This is a genomic window from Bacteroides cellulosilyticus DSM 14838 (assembly GCF_000158035.1).
Lineage (GTDB): Bacteria > Bacteroidota > Bacteroidia > Bacteroidales > Bacteroidaceae > Bacteroides > Bacteroides cellulosilyticus.
Window position 1 is genome coordinate 1944665 of the sequence record NZ_EQ973490.1, and the last position, 24070, is coordinate 1968734.

The 24070-nt window shown below is 39.3% G+C and carries 15 protein-coding genes and 1 tRNA gene; 14 read left to right on the plus strand and 2 right to left on the minus strand.

What is annotated here, in order from left to right; all coding sequences use genetic code 11:
• A partial coding sequence (locus BACCELL_RS11490; RefSeq protein ID WP_007211962.1) for a polyribonucleotide nucleotidyltransferase occupies positions 1–1402 on the minus strand: 1402 nt, incomplete at its 3' end.
• Positions 1403–1606: 204 nt separating this feature from the next.
• On the opposite strand from BACCELL_RS11490, the gene BACCELL_RS11495 reads away from it, so the two are divergent.
• The 3 genes from BACCELL_RS11495 to BACCELL_RS11505 all read left to right on the plus strand — a co-directional run bounded on the left by BACCELL_RS11495 (position 1607) and on the right by BACCELL_RS11505 (position 3853).
• Positions 1607–2758, plus strand: coding sequence for a TlpA disulfide reductase family protein (locus BACCELL_RS11495; protein ID WP_007219494.1), 1152 nt, complete (start codon positions 1607–1609; stop codon positions 2756–2758).
• Positions 2759–2942: 184 nt separating this feature from the next.
• A complete protein-coding gene (gene greA / locus BACCELL_RS11500; protein WP_007211964.1) occupies positions 2943–3407 on the plus strand; it encodes a transcription elongation factor GreA in 465 nt (154 codons plus the stop codon).
• 53 nt (positions 3408–3460) lie between these two features.
• The gene (locus BACCELL_RS11505; protein WP_044153614.1) at positions 3461–3853 is read left to right on the plus strand and encodes an HIT family protein; all 393 of its coding nucleotides are present in this window, start codon (positions 3461–3463) and stop codon (positions 3851–3853) included.
• Between the two features lie 107 nt (positions 3854–3960).
• On the opposite strand, the gene BACCELL_RS11510 is transcribed toward BACCELL_RS11505, so the two are convergent.
• Positions 3961–5046 carry a mannose-1-phosphate guanylyltransferase gene (locus BACCELL_RS11510; protein ID WP_007211966.1) on the minus strand — a complete coding sequence of 362 codons (1086 nt, stop codon included), beginning with the start codon at positions 5044–5046 and terminating at the stop codon, positions 3961–3963.
• A 157-nt stretch (positions 5047–5203) separates the two neighbouring features.
• On the opposite strand from BACCELL_RS11510, the gene BACCELL_RS11515 reads away from it, so the two are divergent.
• From BACCELL_RS11515 to BACCELL_RS11560, 11 genes are all read left to right on the plus strand, one after another.
• A tRNA-Leu gene (locus BACCELL_RS11515) sits at positions 5204–5287 on the plus strand.
• Between the two features lie 311 nt (positions 5288–5598).
• Positions 5599–6081, plus strand: a complete 483-nt coding sequence (locus BACCELL_RS25730) for a hypothetical protein (protein ID WP_007211967.1) — start codon at positions 5599–5601, stop codon at positions 6079–6081.
• 55 nt (positions 6082–6136) lie between these two features.
• On the plus strand, positions 6137–8149 hold the full coding sequence (locus BACCELL_RS11520; protein ID WP_169309599.1) for a Kelch repeat-containing protein: 2013 nt from the start codon (positions 6137–6139) through the stop codon (positions 8147–8149).
• A 383-nt stretch (positions 8150–8532) separates the two neighbouring features.
• Positions 8533–11700 carry a SusC/RagA family TonB-linked outer membrane protein gene (locus tag BACCELL_RS11525; RefSeq protein ID WP_007211969.1) on the plus strand — a complete coding sequence of 1056 codons (3168 nt, stop codon included), beginning with the start codon at positions 8533–8535 and terminating at the stop codon, positions 11698–11700.
• A gap of 11 nt (positions 11701–11711) precedes the next feature.
• Complete coding sequence (locus BACCELL_RS11530; RefSeq protein WP_007211970.1) at positions 11712–13652, plus strand: RagB/SusD family nutrient uptake outer membrane protein; 1941 nt, start codon at positions 11712–11714, stop codon at positions 13650–13652.
• 36 nt (positions 13653–13688) lie between these two features.
• Positions 13689–14876, plus strand: coding sequence for a DUF5000 domain-containing lipoprotein (locus BACCELL_RS11535; protein ID WP_007211971.1), 1188 nt, complete (start codon positions 13689–13691; stop codon positions 14874–14876).
• A gap of 23 nt (positions 14877–14899) precedes the next feature.
• Complete coding sequence (locus tag BACCELL_RS11540; protein WP_007211972.1) at positions 14900–16090, plus strand: DUF4998 domain-containing protein; 1191 nt, start codon at positions 14900–14902, stop codon at positions 16088–16090.
• A gap of 120 nt (positions 16091–16210) precedes the next feature.
• Positions 16211–18880: an alpha-L-rhamnosidase gene (locus BACCELL_RS11545; protein WP_226810542.1), complete on the plus strand. Its 2670-nt coding sequence runs from the start codon at positions 16211–16213 to the stop codon at positions 18878–18880.
• Between the two features lie 33 nt (positions 18881–18913).
• Complete coding sequence (locus BACCELL_RS11550; protein ID WP_007211974.1) at positions 18914–20836, plus strand: sialate O-acetylesterase; 1923 nt, start codon at positions 18914–18916, stop codon at positions 20834–20836.
• Between the two features lie 16 nt (positions 20837–20852).
• Entirely contained in the window at positions 20853–22163 is a 1311-nt protein-coding gene (locus BACCELL_RS11555; RefSeq protein ID WP_007211975.1) for a glycoside hydrolase family 16 protein, read from the plus strand.
• 58 nt (positions 22164–22221) lie between these two features.
• A complete protein-coding gene (locus BACCELL_RS11560) occupies positions 22222–24039 on the plus strand; it encodes a T9SS type A sorting domain-containing protein (protein ID WP_157133900.1) in 1818 nt (605 codons plus the stop codon).
• Positions 24040–24070: the final 31 nt, after the last annotated feature.

Consider the following 24070-nt stretch of genomic DNA (forward strand, 5'->3'; position numbering starts at 1 on the left):
TAGCGATACCTGATACCGGTTGTTTGATCTTCACACCTGCATCCATCAATGCCAGTGTTCCGGCACATACGGTAGCCATAGAAGAAGAACCGTTAGATTCAAGAATATCGGATACTACGCGCACTACATACGGGTAGTCAGCAGGAATTTGCCCTTTCAGTGCACGCCAAGCTAAGTGTCCGTGACCGACTTCACGACGGCCTACGCCACGTTGTGCCTTGGCTTCTCCGGTAGAGAACGGAGGGAAGTTATAGTGCAACAGGAAACGTTCTTTGCCATGTTCCAGTACGTTGTCGATAATCTTCTCATCCAGTTTTGTACCGAGGGTAACGGTAGACAAGGATTGAGTTTCACCGCGAGTGAAGATAGCAGAGCCATGAGGGCCAGGCAGGCAGTTGATTTCACTCCAGATAGGACGGATCTCGTCAGTCTTACGTCCGTCAAGGCGTTTACCTTCGTCCAGGATGCTGCGGCGCATAGCCTCTTTTTCTACATCGTGGTAGTAACGGTCGATTAGTGCTGCTTTTTCTGCCAGCTCTTCTTCGCTGAACTGTGCTTTGAACTCTTCACGGATAGCATCGAAAGCGTCCATGCGTTCATGTTTATTTTTGTTGCCGGAAGCGGCGATGGCATAAGCCTTTGCGTAGCAAGCTTCGTGAACGGCTTTACGCAGTTCTTCATCGTTTACTTCGTGGCAATATTCGCGTTTTACGGTAGAACCAACAGCCTCTGCCAGTTCTTTCTGAGCCAAGCATTGCACTTTGATTGCTTCGTGGGCTGCTTTCATGGCGTTCAGCAAGTCAAGTTCGGAAACTTCACTCATTTCACCTTCTACCATCATGATGTTTTCGTAAGTAGCACCCACCATGAGGTCCATGTCAGCTTTTTCCAGTTGATCGAAAGTAGGGTTGATAACGAACTGTCCGTCGATGCGTGCTACGCGTACTTCGGAAATAGGTCCGTTGAAAGGAATATCTGAAACTGCGAGGGCGGCAGAAGCGGCAAGCCCTGCCAGTGCGTCCGGTATATCAATACCGTCGGCGGAATAGAGGATGATGTTTACATATACCTCTGCGTGATAATTATCGGGGAATAAGGGGCGGAGAGCACGGTCAACAAGGCGGCAGGTCAGGATTTCATAATCTGAAGCGCGTCCTTCACGCTTGGTGAAACCGCCGGGAAAACGTCCAGATGCGGAGAATTTTTCTTTGTACTCTACCTGTAACGGCATGAAATCTGTTCCGGGAACTGCGTCCTTAGCGGCACAAACAGTAGCAAGAAGCATGGTGTTACCCATACGAAGCATTACAGAACCGTCTGCCTGTTTTGCCAGCTTTCCCGTTTCGAGTGTGATGGTTCTGCCATCAGGGAGCTCGATCGTCTTAACAATTGGGTTAATCATAAAAAATGTTTTATCTATATTTTCTTTCAAAATTCGTGCAAAGATACATATTAATTCATGTAATCAGGTGGGAATGAGATAAAAAAGTTTATAATTGACTATTTTTTTAGGTTTCCATGTGGAAGAAGCAATGAAAATGCTTTGACTAAACTTGAAAAGAACTATATTTGCACGTTCTTTCTAATAGAAATTAAGAAGCTAAATATGAAAAAGATCTGTTTTGTTGCACTTGCCGCTTTGGTTTTAAGTGCATGTAATTCTGAACCGAAATTCAAAGTTGAAGGTGAAGTTTCAGGTGCCGACGGCAAAATGCTGTACCTGGAAGCGGCTGCTTTGGAGGGCATCGTGCCCTTGGATTCTGTAAAGTTGAAGGGTGACGGTTCTTTCAGTTTCAAACAAACACGTCCGGTATCTCCGGAGTTCTACCGCCTTCGTGTGGACGACAAGGTTATCAATTTCTCTGTGGATTCTACGGAAACTATCGGACTGAAAGCGCCGTATACTGATTTTGCTACGGCTTATACGGTAGAAGGTTCGGCAAACAGCACTAAGATAAAGGAATTGACGTTGAAGCAAGTGCAGTTGCAGAATGAGGTGAATGAGTTGGTGAAGAAGATGCAGGCTCATCAGATAGGTGCCGATGTTTTTGAAGAAAAACTGGCTGCCTTGATGAAAGATTATAAGGATGAGGTGAAAACTAAATATATTTTTGCAGCTCCCAATACGGCTGCCGCTTATTTTGCTCTGTTCCAGAAACTGAATAATTACCTTATCTTCGATCCTTTGAATAGCAAGGATGATATTAAGTGCTTTGCAGCCGTTGCCACCAGTCTGAATAATTATTATCCGCATGCGGATCGCTCCAAGAATCTCTATAATATTGTGATTAAGGGAATGAAGAATACCCGTACACCGCAACAGAAAGTTCTGGAGTTGCCGGAAGAAGTTATTTCTGAAACCGGTATCATCGATATCAGCCTTCGTGATATGAAGGGGAATACCCATAAGTTGAGCGATCTGAAAGGTAAAGTAGTCTTGTTGGACTTTACTATTTACCAAAGTGCAGCTTCTGCTCCCCATAACTTCTTGCTGAATGACCTTTATACTAAATATAAAGATCAGGGACTGGTGATCTATCAGGTTTCGCTGGATGCTGACGAGCATTTCTGGAAAACAACGGCTGATAATCTGCCTTGGATTTCTGTAAGAGATGCAAATGGAATTTACTCAAATGTGGCCGCTATGTACAACGTAAAGGAGGTTCCTTCTCTGTTCCTGATTAATCGGAATAGTGAGTTGAGCGCTCGTGGAGAGACTATAAAAGACTTGGACGCTGCGGTGAAAGCACTGTTGTAACTTGTTATAAATTAGAAGTTTTTATTTAAATATGTTACATAGCAGCAATTTTTGCTTGACACGCATTAATTAAAAGGCTATCTTTGCAAAAGAAAAATCGGAAGAGGGTTCCAGCATGCTGACCATGTTGGAATTCTTTTTTGTTATATAATACCATTTAGAAACTAAAAAGGAGGAAAAAAGTATGGCTTATATGTCAGAAGAAGGCTACAAGAAATTGATGGCCGAACTGAAAGAATTGGAGACGGTAGAACGTCCTAAGATTTCGGCTGCTATCGCCGAAGCACGTGACAAAGGTGACCTGTCGGAGAATGCAGAGTATGATGCCGCCAAAGAGGCACAGGGCATGCTTGAGATGAAAATCAATAAATTGAAGACGATTATAGCAGATGCCAAGATTATTGATGAGTCCAAGCTGAAAACGGATTCCGTGCAGATTTTGAACAAGGTGGAACTGAAGAACATAAAGAATGGCATGAAGATGATTTATACCATTGTTTCGGAAAGCGAAGCTAATCTGAAAGAAGGAAAGATTTCTGTTAACACTCCCATTGCACAAGGTTTGCTTGGTAAGAAAGTGGGTGATGTAGCTGAAATCAAAGTGCCGCAGGGCATGGTTAATCTTGAAGTAGTGAACATATCATTTTAAAGTAAAGGCAGGTCCGCATGCGGGCTTGCCTTAATTTATATATCATAAAAGTTATGGCAACAATATTCAGTAGAATTATCGCAGGTGAAATACCAAGCTATAAGGTGGCGGAGGATGATAAGTTCTTTGCATTTCTGGACATCAATCCGCTGGTGCAAGGGCACACGCTGGTCGTTCCCAAGCAGGAAGTGGATTATATCTTTGATCTGGATGATGAAGATCTGGCAGCAATACATGTTTTCGCCAAGAAGGTGGCTCGTGCCATTGAGAAGGCTTTCCCTTGCAAGAAAGTAGGTGAAGCAGTGATTGGTCTGGAAGTACCTCATGCGCACATTCATCTTATTCCTATGCAGAAAGAGTCGGACATGCTGTTCTCTAATCCAAAGCTGAAACTTTCTGATGAAGAATTTAAAGCAGTTGCCGAAGCGATTCGCGCTGCACTCTAAAAATAAAACTCCTTCCTTTTATAATAAGAACGGGGGCTGAAATGGATTCAGTCCCCGTTTCCTTTATTCTGGTTTGAAAGTTTATGCTTTCAAATTCCGATATCCGGTTAGATGTAATCTTCCCCTAATTTTATTTGTGCGTCGTTTACGTATTTACGGATAGAATGTTCTTCATCCTTCTTGCAAATCAGTAATACATTGTCCGATTCAGCGATGAGATAGCCTTCCAGTCCATCAATAACGGCGAGTTTGTTTTGTGGGAGCACCACGATGTTGTCTTTACTGTTGTACATTAGAGACTCACACTTCAAGGTTACATTTCCTTCTTTGTCCTTTGGGGACAAGTCATACAATGAACCCCATGTACCTAAATCGGACCAGCCGAAATCTCCTAATGAAACATATACATTGTCTGCTTTCTCCATGATGCCGAAGTCGACGGATACATTGGGGCATGCAGGGAAATTTTCGTCGATGAATGCTTTTTCGGCAGGAGTACCGTATACATCTTTACCAGGAATCAATTTGCTTGCCAGCTCGGGAAGTAGTGCTTCCACGGCCTTGATGACAGAGTTTACATTCCACATGAAGAGGCCGGAGTTCCAATAAAATTCTCCGCTTTCTACGAAAACTTTGGCTAACTCCAGTTCAGGTTTTTCGGTAAAGGTCTTCACCTTGTAGAAATTATCTCCTGCTTGTTCGGCTATCTGAATGTAACCATAACCTGTTTCGGGACGGTTCGGTTTGATACCGAGAGTCAGCAACTTTTCTGATTGAGATACGAACGTCAAGCCTTTTTCGATGGCATCAAGGAACTCTCCTTCTTTCAGAATCAAATGATCGGATGGGGCTACCACGATATTGGCATTCGGGTTTAATGCGCGAATGTGATAAGCTGCCCATGCGATACACGGAGCAGTATTTCTGCGTGTAGGTTCCAGCAAGATTTGTTCGGGATTCAATTCAGGCAGTTGCTCCTTTACAAGATCTGCGTATAAATCGTTTGTAACGATAAGTATGTTCTCTGTGGGAATAACTTTATTGAAGCGGTCGAAGGTTTGTTGCAGTAATGACCTGCCTGTGCCAAAGAAGTCCAGAAACTGTTTAGGGAGCGTTTTTCGACTAAACGGCCAGAAGCGACTGCCGATACCTCCACCCATGATAACACAGAAATTATCCTTATTTGTTGTCATATCGTTTGTTTTAAAAGTTTCTGCTAAAGTACACTATATTTTGGAAACACGGAATGTTTGTAGAATGTTTTATGACTTTTTTCTCCTTTTTTTAGGAAAAGTATTGCAGGTTTAGAAAAAAGCCGTATCTTTGCACCGCAATTGAGAAATCAAGCATGCCCAGATGGCGGAATCGGTAGACGCGCTGGTCTCAAACACCAGTGGATTCACTTCCATCCCGGTTCGACCCCGGGTCTGGGTACTGAGGCGGAGAAAGTTGAAAAACTCTCTCCGCTTTTCTTTTCTCTTCTTGTAATGCGCTGATTTTCAAGGAGCTTTCAAGGAACTTTAATTTGAACTTATCGTAAAAATCAGAAGATTTACTTATGAATATCTGTGGCGGTATCCATTATATGGAATCGTATAAAATAATTATTTCATCTTTTAAATAGAATTAGATTTCTTTCTAATTTTCTTGTTAAATGTTTGGTTGTCTCTTTTATTTTTGCGAATATTGCGTGTAAGTAATGTGCTTAAGTTCACAATTAGTTACACAGAATATATTAAGAGTTTATGGTGCTGAAGAGGTATGCAATACTTGTTATCGTACTAATATATGGTATTGCAATTGCTACAAGTAAAGAACTGACAGACCATTATGGGTTGTCTTTTCACTCTCACGAAGTAAATCAGGATGAACGCACAGGTATGATTTTAGCTTCCGAGCAGGGATTCAATTTTAGACACGGTTTTTCTTTTAACTTTGAACTCTCACTTCAGAAAGCTAATCTTACTTATGGTTATGTGTGTCGTATTGTCTCTAATGATGTGGAAACATTGGATTTGGTAGCCAATCTGAATATTGCCAAGATGAATTTTATATTATGTGGTTCTGATGGGATTATTTCAAATCAGGAGTTGCAAGGGGAAGATATTGTTCTTGGAGATACTTGGATGAATATTAATATTTCTTTTTTTTCCCCAGGAAATAATATGCAGTGTGGGCAACGAGACTGTGCATATGCCTCATGGTTTCCAAAACATGGATCATATTAAGATTTTTATGGGCTGTAATGAGCATCCGGCCTTTGTTACAACTGATGTACCTCCTATGAGTATTCGTAATTTGAAGTTATTTGATAATAAAAAGGAACCGGTTGCCCGGTGGACTTTGGATAAACATAGAAAGGATCACGTATATGACGAAATTGATAATATAAAAGCACAAGTATCAAATGGTATATGGAATATTGAGGAATATGTAAGCTGGGAAAAGAAAATAGAAATATCTGTTAATGAGAGGAATCCGCAAATTGCAACGGATACTGAACATGGCCGTATATTTGTGGCTACTTCGGACTCTTTATATATTTATCATACTGAAAACAATGAACTGCAGTGTGTAAAAACGCAAGGGGGAGCGCCCTTTGCGAGTGGAGGCAGTCAGACTATTTATGATCCTGTGATGGATCGGCTCGTCTCCTATAGTGTACTTTTTCCTCAGTTGATAACTTATGATCTGGAGGGGAATTCATGGTCTTCTTATCCTGGTGTTGAAGGGCTTGCTCCTATACAACACCATAATCGATTTATAGACTCTGAAACGAATACGCTGGTTGTTTTTGGGGGATATGGTAATCATGCATTTAAAGCTAATTTAGCTTGTCATTCTTTGTCGGGTGGAGATTGGAATATTCATTCTCTGGCACCTGAAGTTGCTCCTCGTTTTCTGAGTGCAGCTGGTTATCTGGGAAATGGAAAGTTTCTTGTTATGGGAGGATTTGGAAGTTTGTCAGGTAAGCAGGAAGAATCTCCCAGAAATTTTGATGATTTGTATGAGGTTGATTATAAAACGGGAAAGGTCAGAAAACTTGCGGATATTACTTTAGAGAAAGAACATCGTACTTTGGGAAATTCTCTGGTTATTGATAAAGAAAGTGGGAAAATATACGCACTAACTTTTTGTAAGGAGAGATTTGATTCGGATATCAGGTTGCTTTCTTTGGATATGAATACATTTCAGCAGGATATTTTAGGCGAGCCGATTCCATACCGGTTTCTGGATACGGAGTCATTCGCTGATCTTTTTTTATATCCGAAACAACAAAAGTTGTATGCGGTAGTTCTGAATGCAGGAATAAATCAGCAATATAAAATAAATATCTATTCATTACGCTATCCTCCTTTGAAGATTTCAGAGATTATGCAAAAGGAGGTGTTGTCTGATAACCACTTTCTTTTTGGGGTATCATTGATTTTACTGGTTAGTGTAATAGGGGCAATAGGCATGTGGGGCTATAAGAAGAAGCGAAAAGTTGTAGATGTGCAAGTATCGGCAGATTCTTCTTCGGTAAATTCAGTAGTAGAGGAAATACCTGAAATTATAAAAGAAAAACCTATCTCATGTATTCGTTTGTTGGGAGGCTTTCAGGTTTTCAATCGCACAGGAGAAGATATAACAGGTAGCTTCAGTCTGATAACCAGACAACTTTTTGTTTTCTTACTATTGCATTCCATAAAAGATGGCAAGGGTACGACTTCACAGAAAATAGATGAGGTCTTTTGGTTTGGAATGGACAAAGCGAGCGCTACAAATAATAGAAGTGTAAATATCCGGAAGCTGAGGCTTATTCTTAAGGAAATAGGGGATATCACTCTTGTTAATGAAAATAGCTACTGGCATTTGGATATAGGAAAAGAAATCACATGTGATTATTATGATGCAATAAATACTATAAACTACATAAAAAAGGAGAAAGGTTTTAGTTTGGTGATGCTGGAACGTTTACTTAATATTGTTTCCAGCGGTTCTTTGCTTCCCAATATGAATGTAGAATGGGCGGATGCATATAAAGCTGATTTTTCTGATAATCTGATTGATTTGCTGACTACTATGTTGAGTTTGAAAGATACAGAGAATGATCAGAAATTACTTCTATGTATAGCAGATGCTATTTTATTGCACGATACTACTAATGAGGAAGCAATTAAAGTGAAATGCCGTATTTTATATCAGCAAGGACAAAAGGGACTTTCAAAACAAGCTTTTGAAAGATTCAGTGTGGCTTATATGAATATGTTAAATGAAAAACCGGCTTTTGAATATCAGGATATCATTCATTAAACTTGAAGTTTATTTACGATAGGTGATCTATCAGAATATATAGAATATGGAGACTTATTCCTCATATTTTGTATGAATGCTGATTGACTTGCTTTATAGCAGTGATAATTAATGAAAGAAAATAATATTTTTTTTCTCATTGATTATCACTGTTTTAGTAATGAATGATACTCGCAAAAAGATTTGATTAATATCCTGTTAATATAGAATTAATCCCCTTTCCGTAATTTCGAAAACAAAAACGGGATGAGTGCACGCATCCCTTTTATTCATTAACTTTAAATATTTAATTTATGAAACACAGCTTTGCGAAAATAGACACATATTACCTGAGTTATGTATGGTATCTTGAAAACATACTGAAACATTAAATACTAAAATACATGGAGAACAAAAACTTTAAAACAGTACAAAAAAGCAGCTTATATCCACTGACTTTTATTTGTATCTGCATATTTCTTATTGCAGGTGCCTATGTGGAAATGTATGCCGGTACATCTGGGATTCAGCAACAGAATAAAAGAACTGTAACCGGACTTGTCACTGATAGTTATGGTGAGGTGATGCCGGGAGTTACTATCAGCATTAGAGGAACTTCTCAGGGAGTAATAACTAATCCTGACGGTGAGTATTCTATTACAGTGCCTTCGGACACATGTACACTGCGATTTAGTTTTATTGGATATAAAACCGAAGAGGTGGTAGTTGGTAAGCGTCGGATAATTCCGGTTACTCTTTCGGAAGATGTAGAAGGATTGGATGAAGTCGTTATTGTTGGATTTGGAAAACAGAAGAAAGTCGATGTTATCGGTTCTGTCGTATCTCTGAATATGGGAGAATTGAAGAAAGTTTCTTCAAGCAACATAACAACTATGATGGCTGGAAATATAGCCGGTATGATTTCTTATCAACGGAGTGGAGAGCCTGGTGCCGATAATGCAGATTTCTTTATTCGAGGTGTGACCACTTTCGGATATAAAAAAGATCCACTGATATTAGTGGATGGCATTGAAGTGACTGCTACGGACTTAGCTCGTCTGCAACCGGATGATATTGCAAATTTCTCAATAATGAAAGATGCTACTTCCACTGCCGTATATGGTGCCCGTGGTGCAAATGGTGTAATTGCCGTGACGACAAAAGAAGGTACTGAAGGGAAGTTAAATATTTCTGCTCGTGTAGAAACTGCAATAACACAGTCTACCCGAAATGTAGAGTTGGCAGACCCAATTACTTATATGAGATTAGGCAATGAGGCTGTATTGACGCGCAGGCCTGATGGAGCAACTCCTTATTCACAATCTAAGATAGACAATACGATTGCGGGTACAAATAAATACGTATATCCGGCTACGGATTGGTACAATGAGATGTTTAAGGATAATGCCTCTGTGTATCGAGTGAATTTGAATGCTAATGGAGGTGGAAAAGTTGCTCGTTATTATCTCGCTGCGTCTTTCGTACAAGATAATGGAAATTTGAAAGTGGATAAACGTAATAATTTTAATAATAATATAAGATTGCGTACTTATTCATTCCGTAGTAACCTGAATTTTAATCTTACGAAAACAACAAAGGCGGCTTTACGTATCAATGCTACATTTGATGATTATACTGGACCAATAAATGGTGGAACAGAGGTCTATAATCAGGTAATGCATGCTAATCCTGTACTTTTTCCACCCTATTATGAACCGGATGATGCGAATATAGCAACCAGTCACATTTTATTTGGAAATGCAGGAGAAGGAAGTCCTACTTATATCAATCCGTATGCAGAAATGGTAAAAGGATATAAGGATTATTCAAAAAGCAAAATAGATGCTCAGTTTGAGTTGGAACAAGATCTTTCTTTTCTGACAGAGGGGTTGTCTGTTAGGGGATTATTCAACACATCTCGTTATTCATTTTTTGATGTATCACGCTTCTTTAATCCTTTCTATTACAAGATAGATTCTTATAATAAATCAACGAATAAATATCGATTACAGTCGCTAAATGAGACCTCCGGTACCGAATATTTGGGTTATAGTGAAGGACAGAAAGATGTGATTTCTTCAGTGTATGTAGAGATTATGGCTAACTATAATCGCACTTTTAAGAAAGATCATACGGTTAGTGGTATGCTTGTGTATACGATGCGCAATTCATTGACCGGTAATGCAGGTGATTTGCAATTATCTTTGCCACATAGAAACTTGGGTTTATCAGGTCGTGGTACTTATTCGTACAAGAGCAGGTATTTTGCAGAATTTAATTTTGGATATAATGGGAGTGAACGTTTCCATAAGAGTCGCCGTTTTGGCTTTTTCCCTTCAGCAGGGCTTGCTTGGACACTCTCCAATGAAAGTTTCTGGAAGGTGCCTTTTATTTCTAAATTGAAGTTGAGAGGTACATATGGCTTGGTTGGTAACGATGCTATTGGTAGTGATTATGATCGTTTCTTCTATCTGTCTAATGTAAATATGAATAGTGCGGATAGGGGAGCTCAATTTGGTATTCCTGGAAGCTATTATTATCGTGATGGAGTTCTTGTTACTCGTAATGCCAACGAAGATATCACTTGGGAAATAGCTTATAAAACTAATATTGGTTTCGAATTAGGATTGTTTGATGATGCGTTTGTGATGGAAGCTGATTATTTCCGCGAGCATCGTACGAATATTCTTATGGACCGCACTTCCATTCCCACTACTATGGGATTGACTGCTACTGAACGCGCGAATGTTGGTGAAGCACGTTCGCAGGGAGTAGATGGATCAATTGTGTATAATACTACGTTTGGAAAGTCTGTTTGGCTGAAAGCACGTGCTAACTTCACTTTTGCCACCAGTGAGTTTTTAGTATATGAAGAGCCTAATTATGCAGATTCTTATAGAAAACATGTGGGACATCCATTATCACAACAATGGGGACTGATTGCTGAACGGCTGTTTATAGACGATGCAGATGTGGCAAACTCTCCAGTTCAGTCTTTTGGTGAATATAAGGCTGGAGATATAAAATATCGTGATGTCAACAGAGATGGCAAAATAACGGAAGAAGATATGGTTCCTATTGGCTATCCCACCGATCCAGAGATTATTTATGGTTTTGGAGTTTCGAGCGGTTATAAGAATTTTGATTTTTCCTGTTTCTTTCAGGGATCTGCACGTTCCAGTTTCTGGATTGATGCAGAAAATACTTCGCCTTTCAATAATGAAACTCAACTTTTGAAGGCGTATGCAGATAGTCATTGGTCAGAAGATAATCGTGACTTGTATGCATTGTGGCCCCGTCTTAGTCCTACTGTAAATAAGAACAATTCGCAGATGAGTACATGGTTTATGCGTAATGGTAACTTTCTGAGACTTAAATCAGTTGAAGTAGGATATACTTTACCAGCTTCCCTATTGAAGAAAATGAGGCTTAGTAATGCTCGCATATATGTGAATGGAACGAACCTGCTATGTTTTAGTAAATTTAAGCTTTGGGATGTGGAAATGGGTGGAAATGGCTTAGGTTATCCTATTCAGAAGTCTTATAATTTGGGTCTCACAGTATCATTTTAATTGTAAATATTATGAAGAAATATAGAATTATATTAGCTGTATTGGCATTGGCTTTTAGCGCTTCTTGTACTGATTATCTGGAAGTTGTTCCAGATAATATAGCAACTATAGACAATGCTTTTACAAGTCGGAATACGGCAGAAAAATTTCTTTTTACTTGCTATTCCTATATGCCCTCTCATGCCAGTGTGTATGAACAGGCTTTTACTATAGCAGATGAATTTATGGTTCCTTACCCTCAAGCTACTAATACCTTTTATAATGATCCTTATGAAATAATAGGTAGAGGAAATCAGAATGTGGTTGATCCTTCTCTAAATTATTGGGATGGAGCCAAAGGAGGGAAAGCTATGTTTCAGGCTTTGCGTGATTGCAATATTTTTCTTGAGAAAGTAGATAATGTACCAGCTTTAGATGTGTCTGAAAAGAAGAGATGGATTGCAGAAGTAAAGTTTCTTAAAGCATATTATCATTATTGGTTACTGCGCATGTATGGTCCCATTCCTTTGATAAAAGTTAATTTGCCAGTTTCAGCTTCTGTTGAGGAAGTGCAAGTGAAAAGACAACCAGTGGATGAATGTTTTGATTATATTGTGAGTCTTCTTGATGAGGCATGTGCGGATCTGCCGGTTAAGCTTCCTAAATTGACTACTGAAATGGGACGTGCAACTCAGCCTATTGCACTTTCTGTTAAAGCAAAAGTATTGGTAGAAGCTGCCAGTCCATTATTTAATGGAAATGAAGATTATTTGAACTTTAAAGATAATGACGGGATTCCTTATTTTAATCCTACGAAAGATTTGGCAAAATGGGAAAAGGCTGCTACTGCTTGTAAAACAGCTATTGCAATGTGCGATTCGGCGGGTTTTAAACTCTACAAATATTCTCCGAACTCAAATGATCGGATTAATGATGAACTGACTGTTCAGATGAGTATTCGTAACAGTGTGGCAGAGAATAATTTTAATTTGAATAAAGAAGTTATCTGGGCAAATACAAATAATTTATCTGGTCATATTCAGATGCTTAGTACACCAACGCTGGATGCAAAGTTTACTTCTAATGAAGGTCATAGGCTTGTACTTGCTCCGCCTCTGAATGTTGCAGAAATGTTTTATAGTTCTCATGGAGTACCCATTGAAGAGGATGAAGAATGGGTAAGTATGGGTAAGTATACCAATAGGTATAGATTAAAAACAGCGACTTCTGAATATAAATATAATATTAAAGAAGGTGAGCAAACTGCTACGCTTAATTTTGATAGGGAAGTTCGGTTTTATGCAAATCTTTCGTTTGACAGAAATTTGTGGTATGGCATTGGAAAATATGATATGGAAGACCAATGGGTGATCCGTGCTAGGGTAGGTGAACCTGCCGGGAAGAGAGGAATGTCGCTTTATTCTGCTACTGGATATTTTTGTAAAAAACTGGCTAATTATCAGAATAATCTTCTGGAGGGAAATGCTGCCGGGTATATCATTGTAGATTATCCATGGCCAGTAATAAGATTGGCAGATTTGTACTTACTTTACTCTGAAGCTTTGAATGAAGCGTATGGTCCTTCTTCTGAAGTTTATAAGTGGATTGATCTTGTACGTGAACGTGCTGGCTTGGAAGATGTACAAAATTCATGGAAGAAATATGCGATTCCTTCCCGTAAATCTAAACCTGATACTCAGGATGGTTTACGCGAGATCATACAAAGGGAAAGATTGATTGAATTAGCAAATGAAGGTCATCGGTATTGGGAAATTCGTCGTTGGAAAAAGGCTAAGGAAATGTGGCATAACCGTCCTATATTGGGATGGGATATTGAACAGTCGGAGGCGGAACCCTATTATCGTGTGAAGACCATATTTACTCCACAGTTCACAACTAAAAACTATTTCTGGCCAATAAAGGAATATGATTTGTCTGTTAATCCGAATTTAGATCAGAATCCTGGTTGGTAAAAGTTTATTAAAAACTATTTAATACTTGAACATCGTATGAAAATATATAAGTATATAATATGGATAGCTGTAATCTGCACCTCTTTGTTTGCAGCATGCAGTGACGAAGAGCGTGGCCCGGTGGTTTCAGACTCCACAATACCGGGTAATGTGTCTAATGTACAGGTTGAGCGTTTGCCCGGAGCGATTAAACTGAAATATGATTTGCCTAATGACCAGGCATTGGCTTATGTGAAGGCAGAATGTGTGATGAATGGTATAAAACGCGAAGTCAAGGCCTCTGCATATAATAATAATCTGATAATACAGGGCTTTCCGGATACTTGTTCTTATCAGATAAATTTGTATTCAGTGAATCGCAGTGAAGTAGTTAATCCTTCACCTGTGACCTTGAGTGCCAAACCTTTGAACCCACCTTTCCAAGATGTATATAAAACCTTGTCTTTGATGAAAGATTTTGGAGGTGCAACGGTGACATTTGAGAATCCAATGGAAGCAGATTTGGCAATCACTCTAATGTATATTGATTCTTTGGGATATTGGTCGTCGGGGGAAACTCTCTATACAAAGCGGTTGGAAGGTTCCGTATCTATACGTAATATGGATACTATTCCTACAACGTTCGGGGTGTATATTCGAGATCGTTGGAATAACATGACGGACACGCTTGTTAGTGAATTAACTCCGATGTATGAACATGAGCTTGATAAGACTCTTTTCAGACAATATAACTTGCCTACAGATGAACCATCTGCTTATGGGTGGACGGTTCCTATGTTGTGGGATGGAAGTACGGCTGATGGAAGTGGATTCCACACAGATGGAACAACGTGGCCGCAATGGATAACGATTGACTTGGGAGCTGAAAAAATCAAACTGAGTCGATTTAGATATTGGCAACGTCAAACATGGGGATATGGATTTGCGGATAGAAATGTGAAGAAGATGGAGATATGGGGCAGTACAGCGCCTAATCCAGATGGATCATGGGATGATTCCTGGGTATATCTGACCACTGCGACTTCTGTTAAGCCTTCCGGACTTCCTTTAGGTGAACTATCTTCAGAAGATACTCAATTATTGAATGATGGTGAAGAGTTTTCTTTTCCATTAGAAGTACCGGCTATCCGTTACCTGAGATTGAAAGTGATGGAAACGTGGAGTGGGGCAAGAGGATCATGGTATCTTATGGAATTGTCTTTCTGGGGAGCTGAAGAAGAATAGAGTAATTATAAAATGTTGAAAATATGAAAAAGAATATATTCGGATTTTTATTTGTCATCTTTTTCTGCGGCATATGCATAAGTTGCGTAGATTCTGATGATTACAAAAAATATCTGGCGGGTGGAGAGATTATATACCCTCAAAAGGCTGATTCAGTAAGAATTCTTCCTGGTAGAGAAAGGGTGCAGGTTGAATGGCTTATGGTCGATCCTAGGGTAACTTCCTGTGATATCTATTATGAACAAGGTGGGATTGAGAAGCTTTTCAATTTGCCTATTGACCTAACTTCGCATGATAGGGATACTATTAGAGTTATTATAGATGATCTGGAAGAAACAAGCTATCGATTTAAGCTTATAACTCACGATGACTATGGAAATTCATCTATAACTGTTGAGGCGGAAGGATCAGCCTATGGAAAGAATTATGAAAGTTCTCTTTTTAACAGGGTTATCCGGACAAAAACGGTGACACCGGAAGGCCTTTTAATAAATTGGTATGAATCTGAACAAATGGAAGTGGGAGTTGACTTAGAGTATACAGATTCCAAAGGTAGTATAAAAAAAGTGTTCATGCCTGATTCTATAAATCAGATTCTTTTGGATGACTGTGATGTTGCAACTCCTTTTACTTATGTGACGAGATATAAGCCTGTCAAAGAAGCGATAGATGAATTTTATGCAGCAAAGGAGCAAGGGATTGTTGAGTTCCCCTCGGAATTAACCAATGCCCAGGCACCGTTTGAGATTACGGATCAAGGTTGGTGGAATGACCGTTTTGGAGTTGCTAAGGGATGGAATACTAATGAAGCAGGAAGGGTGAATGGAAATGTTGACCGGAATTTCAATAATGCAATGACTATTTGGTCATGGCCTGACTATAGTCCGGTACAAGGCTTGTATAATGCGAAAATTTACCAGATACTTTCCTTGAATCCCGGAATTTATACTTTTGAAGCAACGGTTGGAAGGCTTTCTGCTTCAATTAATAAAGAATACGTGGTAGTATCTAAGGGAATAGAGGTAAATAATATCGAAGATGTTGAACGCTTCGCTCTTTCCTATCAGGAAGTGGTTCCTGGTATTCCCGAAGGTACTGTTCTACAATGTGAATTTGAACTGAAGGAAACAAGTATTGTGTCGGTAGGGCTTGTTGCCAACATAGAACCTTCTCAAGAAACCCAATATAATAAGTTTGAATTGAAAAAGGATTAGGTTTTCAAGGTAAAACAGCCGGAAATAGAGTGCTTTTATTGGGTATATCCACTTCTTGTTTCCGGCTGATTGTAAAATGAAAAATAATAAATGATGAATTTTATAAAATATATTTGTCTAATGCTACTTCTGTGGGGAGTTAATTTGTCTTCATTTTCTCATCCCACTAATTTACGTTGTGAGTATTTATCTGACCCTTTAGGGATTGATACCCCGTTTCCCCGGTTAACTTGGTTGTTGGATGATACTGAGTATGGAGCAAAGCAGCTTGCATATCGTATTTTAATATCTACGGAGCAAGAAAAATTGAAATCCGGACAGATTGATATTTGGGATACGGGCAGAGTACCTTCGGAAGATATGCTGATTGTGTATAATGGGAAGGCTTTGAAGCCTTTTACCAAATATTATTGGCAGGTTTATGTATGGGATAAGAATAATAAAGAACTTCATTCTGATGTGGCAACTTTTGAGACTGGGATGATGAGTCTTGGAAATTGGAAAGGCGCGTGGATTAGTGATGGACATGGACTCGATGGACATAGTAAACATGTGAAACAAGCTCCTTATTTTCGCAAAGTTTTCAATCTATCTAAGCCTGTGGATGAGGCACGTGCTTATATAGCTGTGGCTGGATTATATGAATTATATATCAATGGAAAGAAAGTCAGTGATCACCGGCTTGATCCAATGTTTACCCGCTTTGACAGGCGTAATTTATATGTTACCTATGACGTGACTTCTTATTTGCAAAGTGGGGATAACGCTATTGGGGTAGTTTTAGGTAATGGATGGTATAACCACCAATCAATGGCTGTGTGGTTTTTTGATCGGGCGCCTTGGCGGGACAGACCGGCTTTCTGTATGGATATGCGCATTACTTATGCTGATGGATCAAAAGAGACAATTAGTACAGGAAAAGATTGGAAGACTTCTTTTGGACCTATTGTTTTCAATAGTATATATACAGCGGAGCATTACGATGCACGCTATGAACAGCCAGGATGGAATACCATTCATTTTTCCGATAGCAAATGGAAAAATGTACTTTTTCGGGATGCACCTTCACAAAATATTGTTTCACAGCAGTTGCATCCTATCCGTAATGTTGAACGGATAGTTCCTAAGCGGGTCACTAAAATTAATGATATGACTTATCTGTTTGATTTTGGAAAGAATATTGCCGGTGTAACAGAATTGAAGATAGAGGGACAGAAAGGAATGGAGATCCGTGTGAAGCATGGCGAAATGCTTGGCGAAGATGGTAGGTTGGATATGAGGCAAATAGAAGCTCACTATCGTCCTAAAGATGATAAAGATCCGTTTCAAACGGATATTTATACATTGAAGGGAGATGAAGTGGAAACATTTATGCCTTTGTTCAATTACAAGGGATTTCAGTATGCGGAGGTTACTGCCGATAGGCCAATTACTTTGACAGTCGATAACCTGACGGCTTGGTTTATGCACAATGATGTACCTGTAACTGGACATATTGAAACATCAAATCCTTTGATTAATAAAATTTGGGAAGCTACAAATACAGCTTACTTATCCAATTTATTTGGATATGCAACTGACTGTCCTCAGCGAGAGAAAAATGGTTGGACGAATGATGCTAATATTGCAATAGAAACTGGATTATTTAATTTCGATGGCATTACCGTTTATGAAAAATGGTTGGCTGATCATCGGGATGCTCAGCAGCCGAATGGGGTGTTACCTTGTATTATTCCTGACAGTGGCTGGGGATTTGAGTGGGCAAATGGGCTGGATTGTACTTCTACAATAGCCATTATTCCGTGGAATATATATATGTTTTATGGAGACAGCCGGTTACTTGCTGATTGTTATGAAAGTATTAAACGATATGTAGATCATGTGACAGATATTACTCCATCAGGACTAACTTCTTGGGGATTAGGTGACTGGGCAGTTTATAAATCAAAGATTCCTACAGAATTTGTTGCATCTGTTTATTATTATATTGATGCTGTAATTTTATCTAAAGCTGCAGCTTTGTTAGGTAAGATTGAGGATGAGAAAAAATATGTGGCATTAAGTAATAAAATAAAGGAAGCATTTAATGAACGATATTTAAACAGAGCAAATGGACTATATGGTGAAGGAAGACAAGCTGAACAGGCTATGCCTCTGTATTGGGGATTGATTCCGGAAGAACTGAAAAGTAAAGCAGCGGCTCATTTGGCTGAAAGAGTAATAAAGGACGGTAAACATATTGATGTTGGAATCTTTGGTGCTAAGGCTCTTTTGAATGCATTAAGTGATAATGGATATGCGGATTTAGCTTATGAAGTTGCTAGTCAGAAAACTTTTCCTTCTTGGGGATGGTGGATTGAAAATGGAGCTACTACTTTGTATGAAAACTGGAATCTGAAAGAGGATATGTCACGAAATCATATTATGTTTGGTGAAATCAGTGCCTGGTTTTACAAAGCATTAGGCGGGATTAAACCGGACCCCGTTTTGCCGGGTTATAAGAATATTTTGCTTCAGCCTTGTTTTATTTCCGGCTTGTCTCATGCTTCTGCTTCTTATCAATCACGTTATGGTACAATTGTCTCAAAATGGAAAAGGGATAAACAAAGAATTCATTATCAGGCTATAGTACCTGCTAATACAACTGCGGCTTTGTCTTTACCAACTGGTTTTAAAATACGTAAGGTCATATTGGGTTCTGGAGAAACTACAGTTGAACTGTTGAAAAAAGCGGATAATGTTTATTATCTACCTTCAGGATGCTATAGTATGGAATTTGTGAAGAAGTAATTGATATTTTAATCTATTAATACCATTGGATAAATGAAGAGAATTTATATTTCTACTCTGTTGATGTTGTTTGTAGTAACAGCTTTTGCTAAAGTGAAGCTGCCAAATACTATTTCTGACAACATGATGATTCAGAGGGATAAACCGGTATCGGTTTGGGGATGGGCTGATTCCGGAGAGCGCGTAACAGTCTCCTTGAATGGACAAACAATGAAAACTAAAGCCGGAAAAGATAAAATATGGGAGGTGCAATTACCGGCAATGCCATATGGGGGGCCCTATGAAATGACTGTTCAAGGTAACACTAATACTATCGTATTGAAAAACATTTTAATTGGAGATATATGGGTTTGTGGAGGACAATCTAATATGGAATGGCTTATGCAGGATGTCAGAAATGCAGATTATGAAATCAAAAATGCCAACTGTCCGACAATAAGACTTTTGCATATTAATCGTGCTATGTCCAATAAGCCGGAGCTTGATGTGGATACATCTGGTTGGATGGAATGTACTTCGCAGACAGTGCCTCGTTTTACTGCTGTAGGATATTTCTTTGCCCGTGAATTGCAAAAAGAGATAGATGTGCCTATTGGCTTGATTAGTAGTTCATGGGGAGGTACTGTTGTAGAAACATGGACAAGTATGGAAGAGATGGGGAAAATCCCCGGTTATGCAGAAAGGGTAAAAATGATGTGTGATCCCGGTTTTTTTCATAAGTTTGAGAAGAAAGATCAACCGGATATTTATCAGGTTTTAGAATCGGATAAAGGATTATCTGAAAAATGGTATCTGCCTGAAACGAATATAACTAAATGGAAGGAAACACATCTTCCGGGTATGTGGGGCGGAATGAGAATTTATGGCGATGGAGTGATCTGGTTTCGTAAAGAATTTGATTTAACGGCTGAACAGGCCAAAGAGCCGATAGTCATATCCCTTGGTGCTATTGACGATTGGGATGTTACTTATCTTAATGGGCAAGAAATCGGTAAGATGGATTCTTATAATACCCCTCGTGAATATATAGTTTCTCCTGAACGGTTAAAAGTTGGTAGAAATGTTTTAGTCGTAAAAGCTGTCAATCATACGGGTGATGGAGGTTTCACCGGTGAAATGAAGCAAATGTATTGCCTGACTGCCAATGAGCGTATTCCTCTTGCCGGTGACTGGAAATATAGGGTCTCGCAGATTATTGAAACTACAGAGACCTTAGGACCTAACAGTTATCCTTCATTACTATACAATGCCATGCTGGCACCTCTTACCAAATTCCCTATAAAGGGAACCATATGGTATCAGGGGGAATCAAATTCGGGTGATGCTTATCGTTATCGTTCTTTATTTCCAAATATGATCAGGGATTGGCGTAAGCAGTGGAAATATGCTGAGATGCCTTTTTACTGGGTACAACTAGCTAACTTTATGAAACCGGCAGAAGAACCGGGGCAGAGCGATTGGGCAGAATTACGCGAATCGCAACATCTTACTTTGGAATTGCCATATACAGGTGAAGCTTTGGCTATTGACATAGGTGAAACTGAAGATATTCATCCTCGTAATAAACAGGATGTCGGCCATAGATTGGCCCTCAATGCTTTGGCCAAAACTTACGGTAAAGAGGTAGAATTTTCAGGACCTGAATATCAAAGTATGAAAATAGATGGGAATAGAATAATTCTCACTTTTAACCATATAGCACAGGGACTGGTTGCAAAAGATAAGTATGGATATCTAAAGGGATTTACTATAGCTGGAGCTGATCAGAAATTTGTGTATGCTAAGGCTGCTATAAAAGGAAATACAATCGTAGTAAGCAGTGATGAAATCGAAAATCCTGTAGCTGTTCGTTATGCATGGGCTGATAATCCGATTGACGCTAATTTGTATAATAGTGTTGGACTTCCTGCTTCTCCATTCCGTACGGATACTTGGAAAGTAAGAACACAATATTAATTAAAATCCGTTAGCCATGAAAAACAACAAAACAATATATGTCTTAAGTGCTTTGTTTTTAATGAGTTTAGGTGGAAATACCTTATGCCAAGCTCAGAATAATAATGATGATGACTATTTCTTATGGGGAATAGATAAGGGAGAAGAATGGATAGATGCTATCCGGATAATTGAACCTGCATGCCGTAGTAATATCAAAGGGGTGGTTAATGTAAAATTTATAGCTCCTGGAATGTTTCATGCAGAAGCTTATTGTTGGGGAGTGCCGGATCAAGCTAATCCAAGTCATTGGGGACATGATGTGAACTTGACTCCGAAAGGAATAAAATTGGGAAAAGATGGTTCAGGAAGTTTTAAATTTGATGCGGAAAAATTTCCTGCGGGTCCAATGACCGTACGTATTTGCGCCAGTGATGGCAAAGGACAAAAGGATGAGTTTGAACTGCAATTGTATAATAAGGGAGGAGTGAAATGGAAGCAGGGCATTCCACTTAATAATCCTCCTGGTGCCAAAGGTCTGAAACTTGTATTTGCAGATGATTTTGATGGAACCATGTCTATTTCCAATGATGGACGGAATGCACGTTATTGCGCACATAAACCTCGATTTGGCGATTTTGGCAGTTGGGCTTTTGCTGATGTAGATGGAGAAGATAATCCTTTTGAACAGTATGATGGATATCTAAGAATAAAGGCTCGCAAACAGGAAGGGAAAAAGGGCAGTACAGGACTCATTGCTTCCGTTAATATGGATGGTGAGGGCTTTTGGGCAAAGGTTCCATTTTATATGGAGTGTCGTTTTATTGCTCAGTCGGCACCAGGAACATGGCCTGCTTTCTGGACAGTGAATCAGCTTGACTGGGGAGTACCCGGAGGGGATGAACTGGATATAATAGAGGCATATGGAGGCAGAGGAAAGGGAAGACCTAACCATGAAGGATATTCTGTTTTTAGTCATTATTGGGGACAGGTGGATGAGAATGGAAAAGGGAAAAACGGAGACAGAACTCGTGTGCCAATTATGGGCTTAGGAGGGAAATCTTATTGGTCAACTACCTTCCATACCTACGCTGTTTATGCTGGTTATAAAGAAACAATCTATTATTTTGATAATATTGAGGTTTTCCGTCATCCGACTACTGACGATACCCGCAATAATCCACATATTTTTCTTGCAAATCTGGCAATAGGGGGAAATCCTTTTCCTGTAGATCTGGAACGCTATGGTAATGGCTCAGATATGTATATAGACTATATCAGAGTATATGCAGAAAAGGAATTGAAAGATTTCTCCAGTCCTCCTCCTGCTACAAAAGCGCATAAATAGTATTATTGAATCATCTTTTAAAAAGAGAATTATGGGTAAAGGTATTTTTAAAATAATAATGATAAGCTTTCTTTTATTGGGCGCTGATATGGCACAAGTCCGGTCAGCTGCTCCGACAGACTTTGAGAATACAGGGAAAATTCAATTGAATCCTGTGTTGGTTTCGACTGACATTGGCAAGAAGAAGAATGTTGCGAAGAATCTGGGAGAAGGCAATATGCGATTGACAGGTAAACTGGTGCGCTATGGTGATAATCTGACTTTTTCAGGAGTTGCCAATGCCGGAAAAGAACTTGTTATTGATGTGACGGAACTGGGGTATTATACTTTGGAACTCACTTTAGCTGATAATGAGAATATTATTCAGACAACTGTAGTGAATTATGCTGTAGTTCCTGAGATAATAGATGAGGAGCGTCCTTTGGATATGGGCGTTTGTGTTCATCCTCCTAAAGATAACGATTACTCTAAGACATTCAGGCTGATAAGAATGGCAGGATTTACGCGTATCCGTACGGATTTGGCATGGGAACATGTGGAGCCGGCCAAAGGAAAGTATGTTATGCCGGAACATATGTATCAGTTTGTAAGTGCTTCAGAGAAGGAAGGTATTAAACCTTTGATTGTTTTCGGTTATGCTAATGCAATTGCTTATCCGAATGGCTTTCCGACTATTCCTTTTCCTACAACTGAGGAGTCTCGGTTAGGGTGTGCCAATGCACTTGCTTATGCAGTAAAAGAAATGGGAAACCGTGTTACTGAATGGGAGTTATGGAATGAGCCCAATTATGCCGATCCGGTAAAAGACTATTTGCCATTATTAAAGGTCGTGTATCCGACTGTAAAGAAGGTTAATCCTGATATTACTTTAATTTCCGGTGGTGGTTCCGGAGCAGGTGGTGGTCCTGGAGGAGCTTTTATCATACCGGTTTTGGATGCAGGGGGAGTTGACTTTCAAGATGGATATAGCATTCATCCTTATATGGCCCCTAATACCCCTGATTTTGGATATGCAGGAACCGGGGGGCCTATTCCGGCTGTGAATATTCCAACTGTATGGCCTTATTTAAAGAAGATATCAGAAGAGAATCTACGTTCGGATAAAAAGGAATTATCGGTGTGGGTTACGGAAATCGGTTGGAACAGTACTACTAATTTAGATATAGAACAGGCGGCATATCTGGCTCGCACTTATTTGTTGTCTCGCAGACATTATATGTCTCCCGGAGTATTTTGGTATGATTTTCAGAATGATGGAGACACACCGGACAATATAGAGCATAATTTTGGTTTGCTTCGTTCGGACTTTTCGCCTAAGCCATCTTATCAGGCAGCAGCTGTTGTGGCGTCCTTATTGAAAAATTATACTTTTCAAGAGACACTCCTTGATGGAGTCAATAAAGTTCTTGCTTTTGGTCAAGATGGGGAGACTACTTTCTATACAGCCTGGACAACAAAAGCAGAGGGGACTACAATACGTGTGAAGGCTCCGACGGATGTGGATAAATTGCGATTAATAGACTGGCAAGGATGTGAAATGCCATTGACTGTTGATAATGGGTATCTTGTATTGAATCTTAGTATTTTACCTCAGTATCTGGTTGTAAAAGAAGAGGTGGTTGGGATAACATCTCCTGTTGGTAAAGCGGGAATAAAACTATATCCAAATCCTTCAACTGGCTTATTGATTGTTAATTGGGGACACGAGGGGAATCGCACTATTACGATTAATGATCTTAATGGCCGGATTTTACAGCGAAAGGTAACTTATGGTTTGGAGACTCAAATGAATATCTCGGATTTGAATGCCGGAATATATATGCTGTGTGTTAATGATGGCAAAGAACAAGTGACTTTGAAAGTAATAAAACAATAACTATTTATAGAGCGAATAAATTGAAACGGAA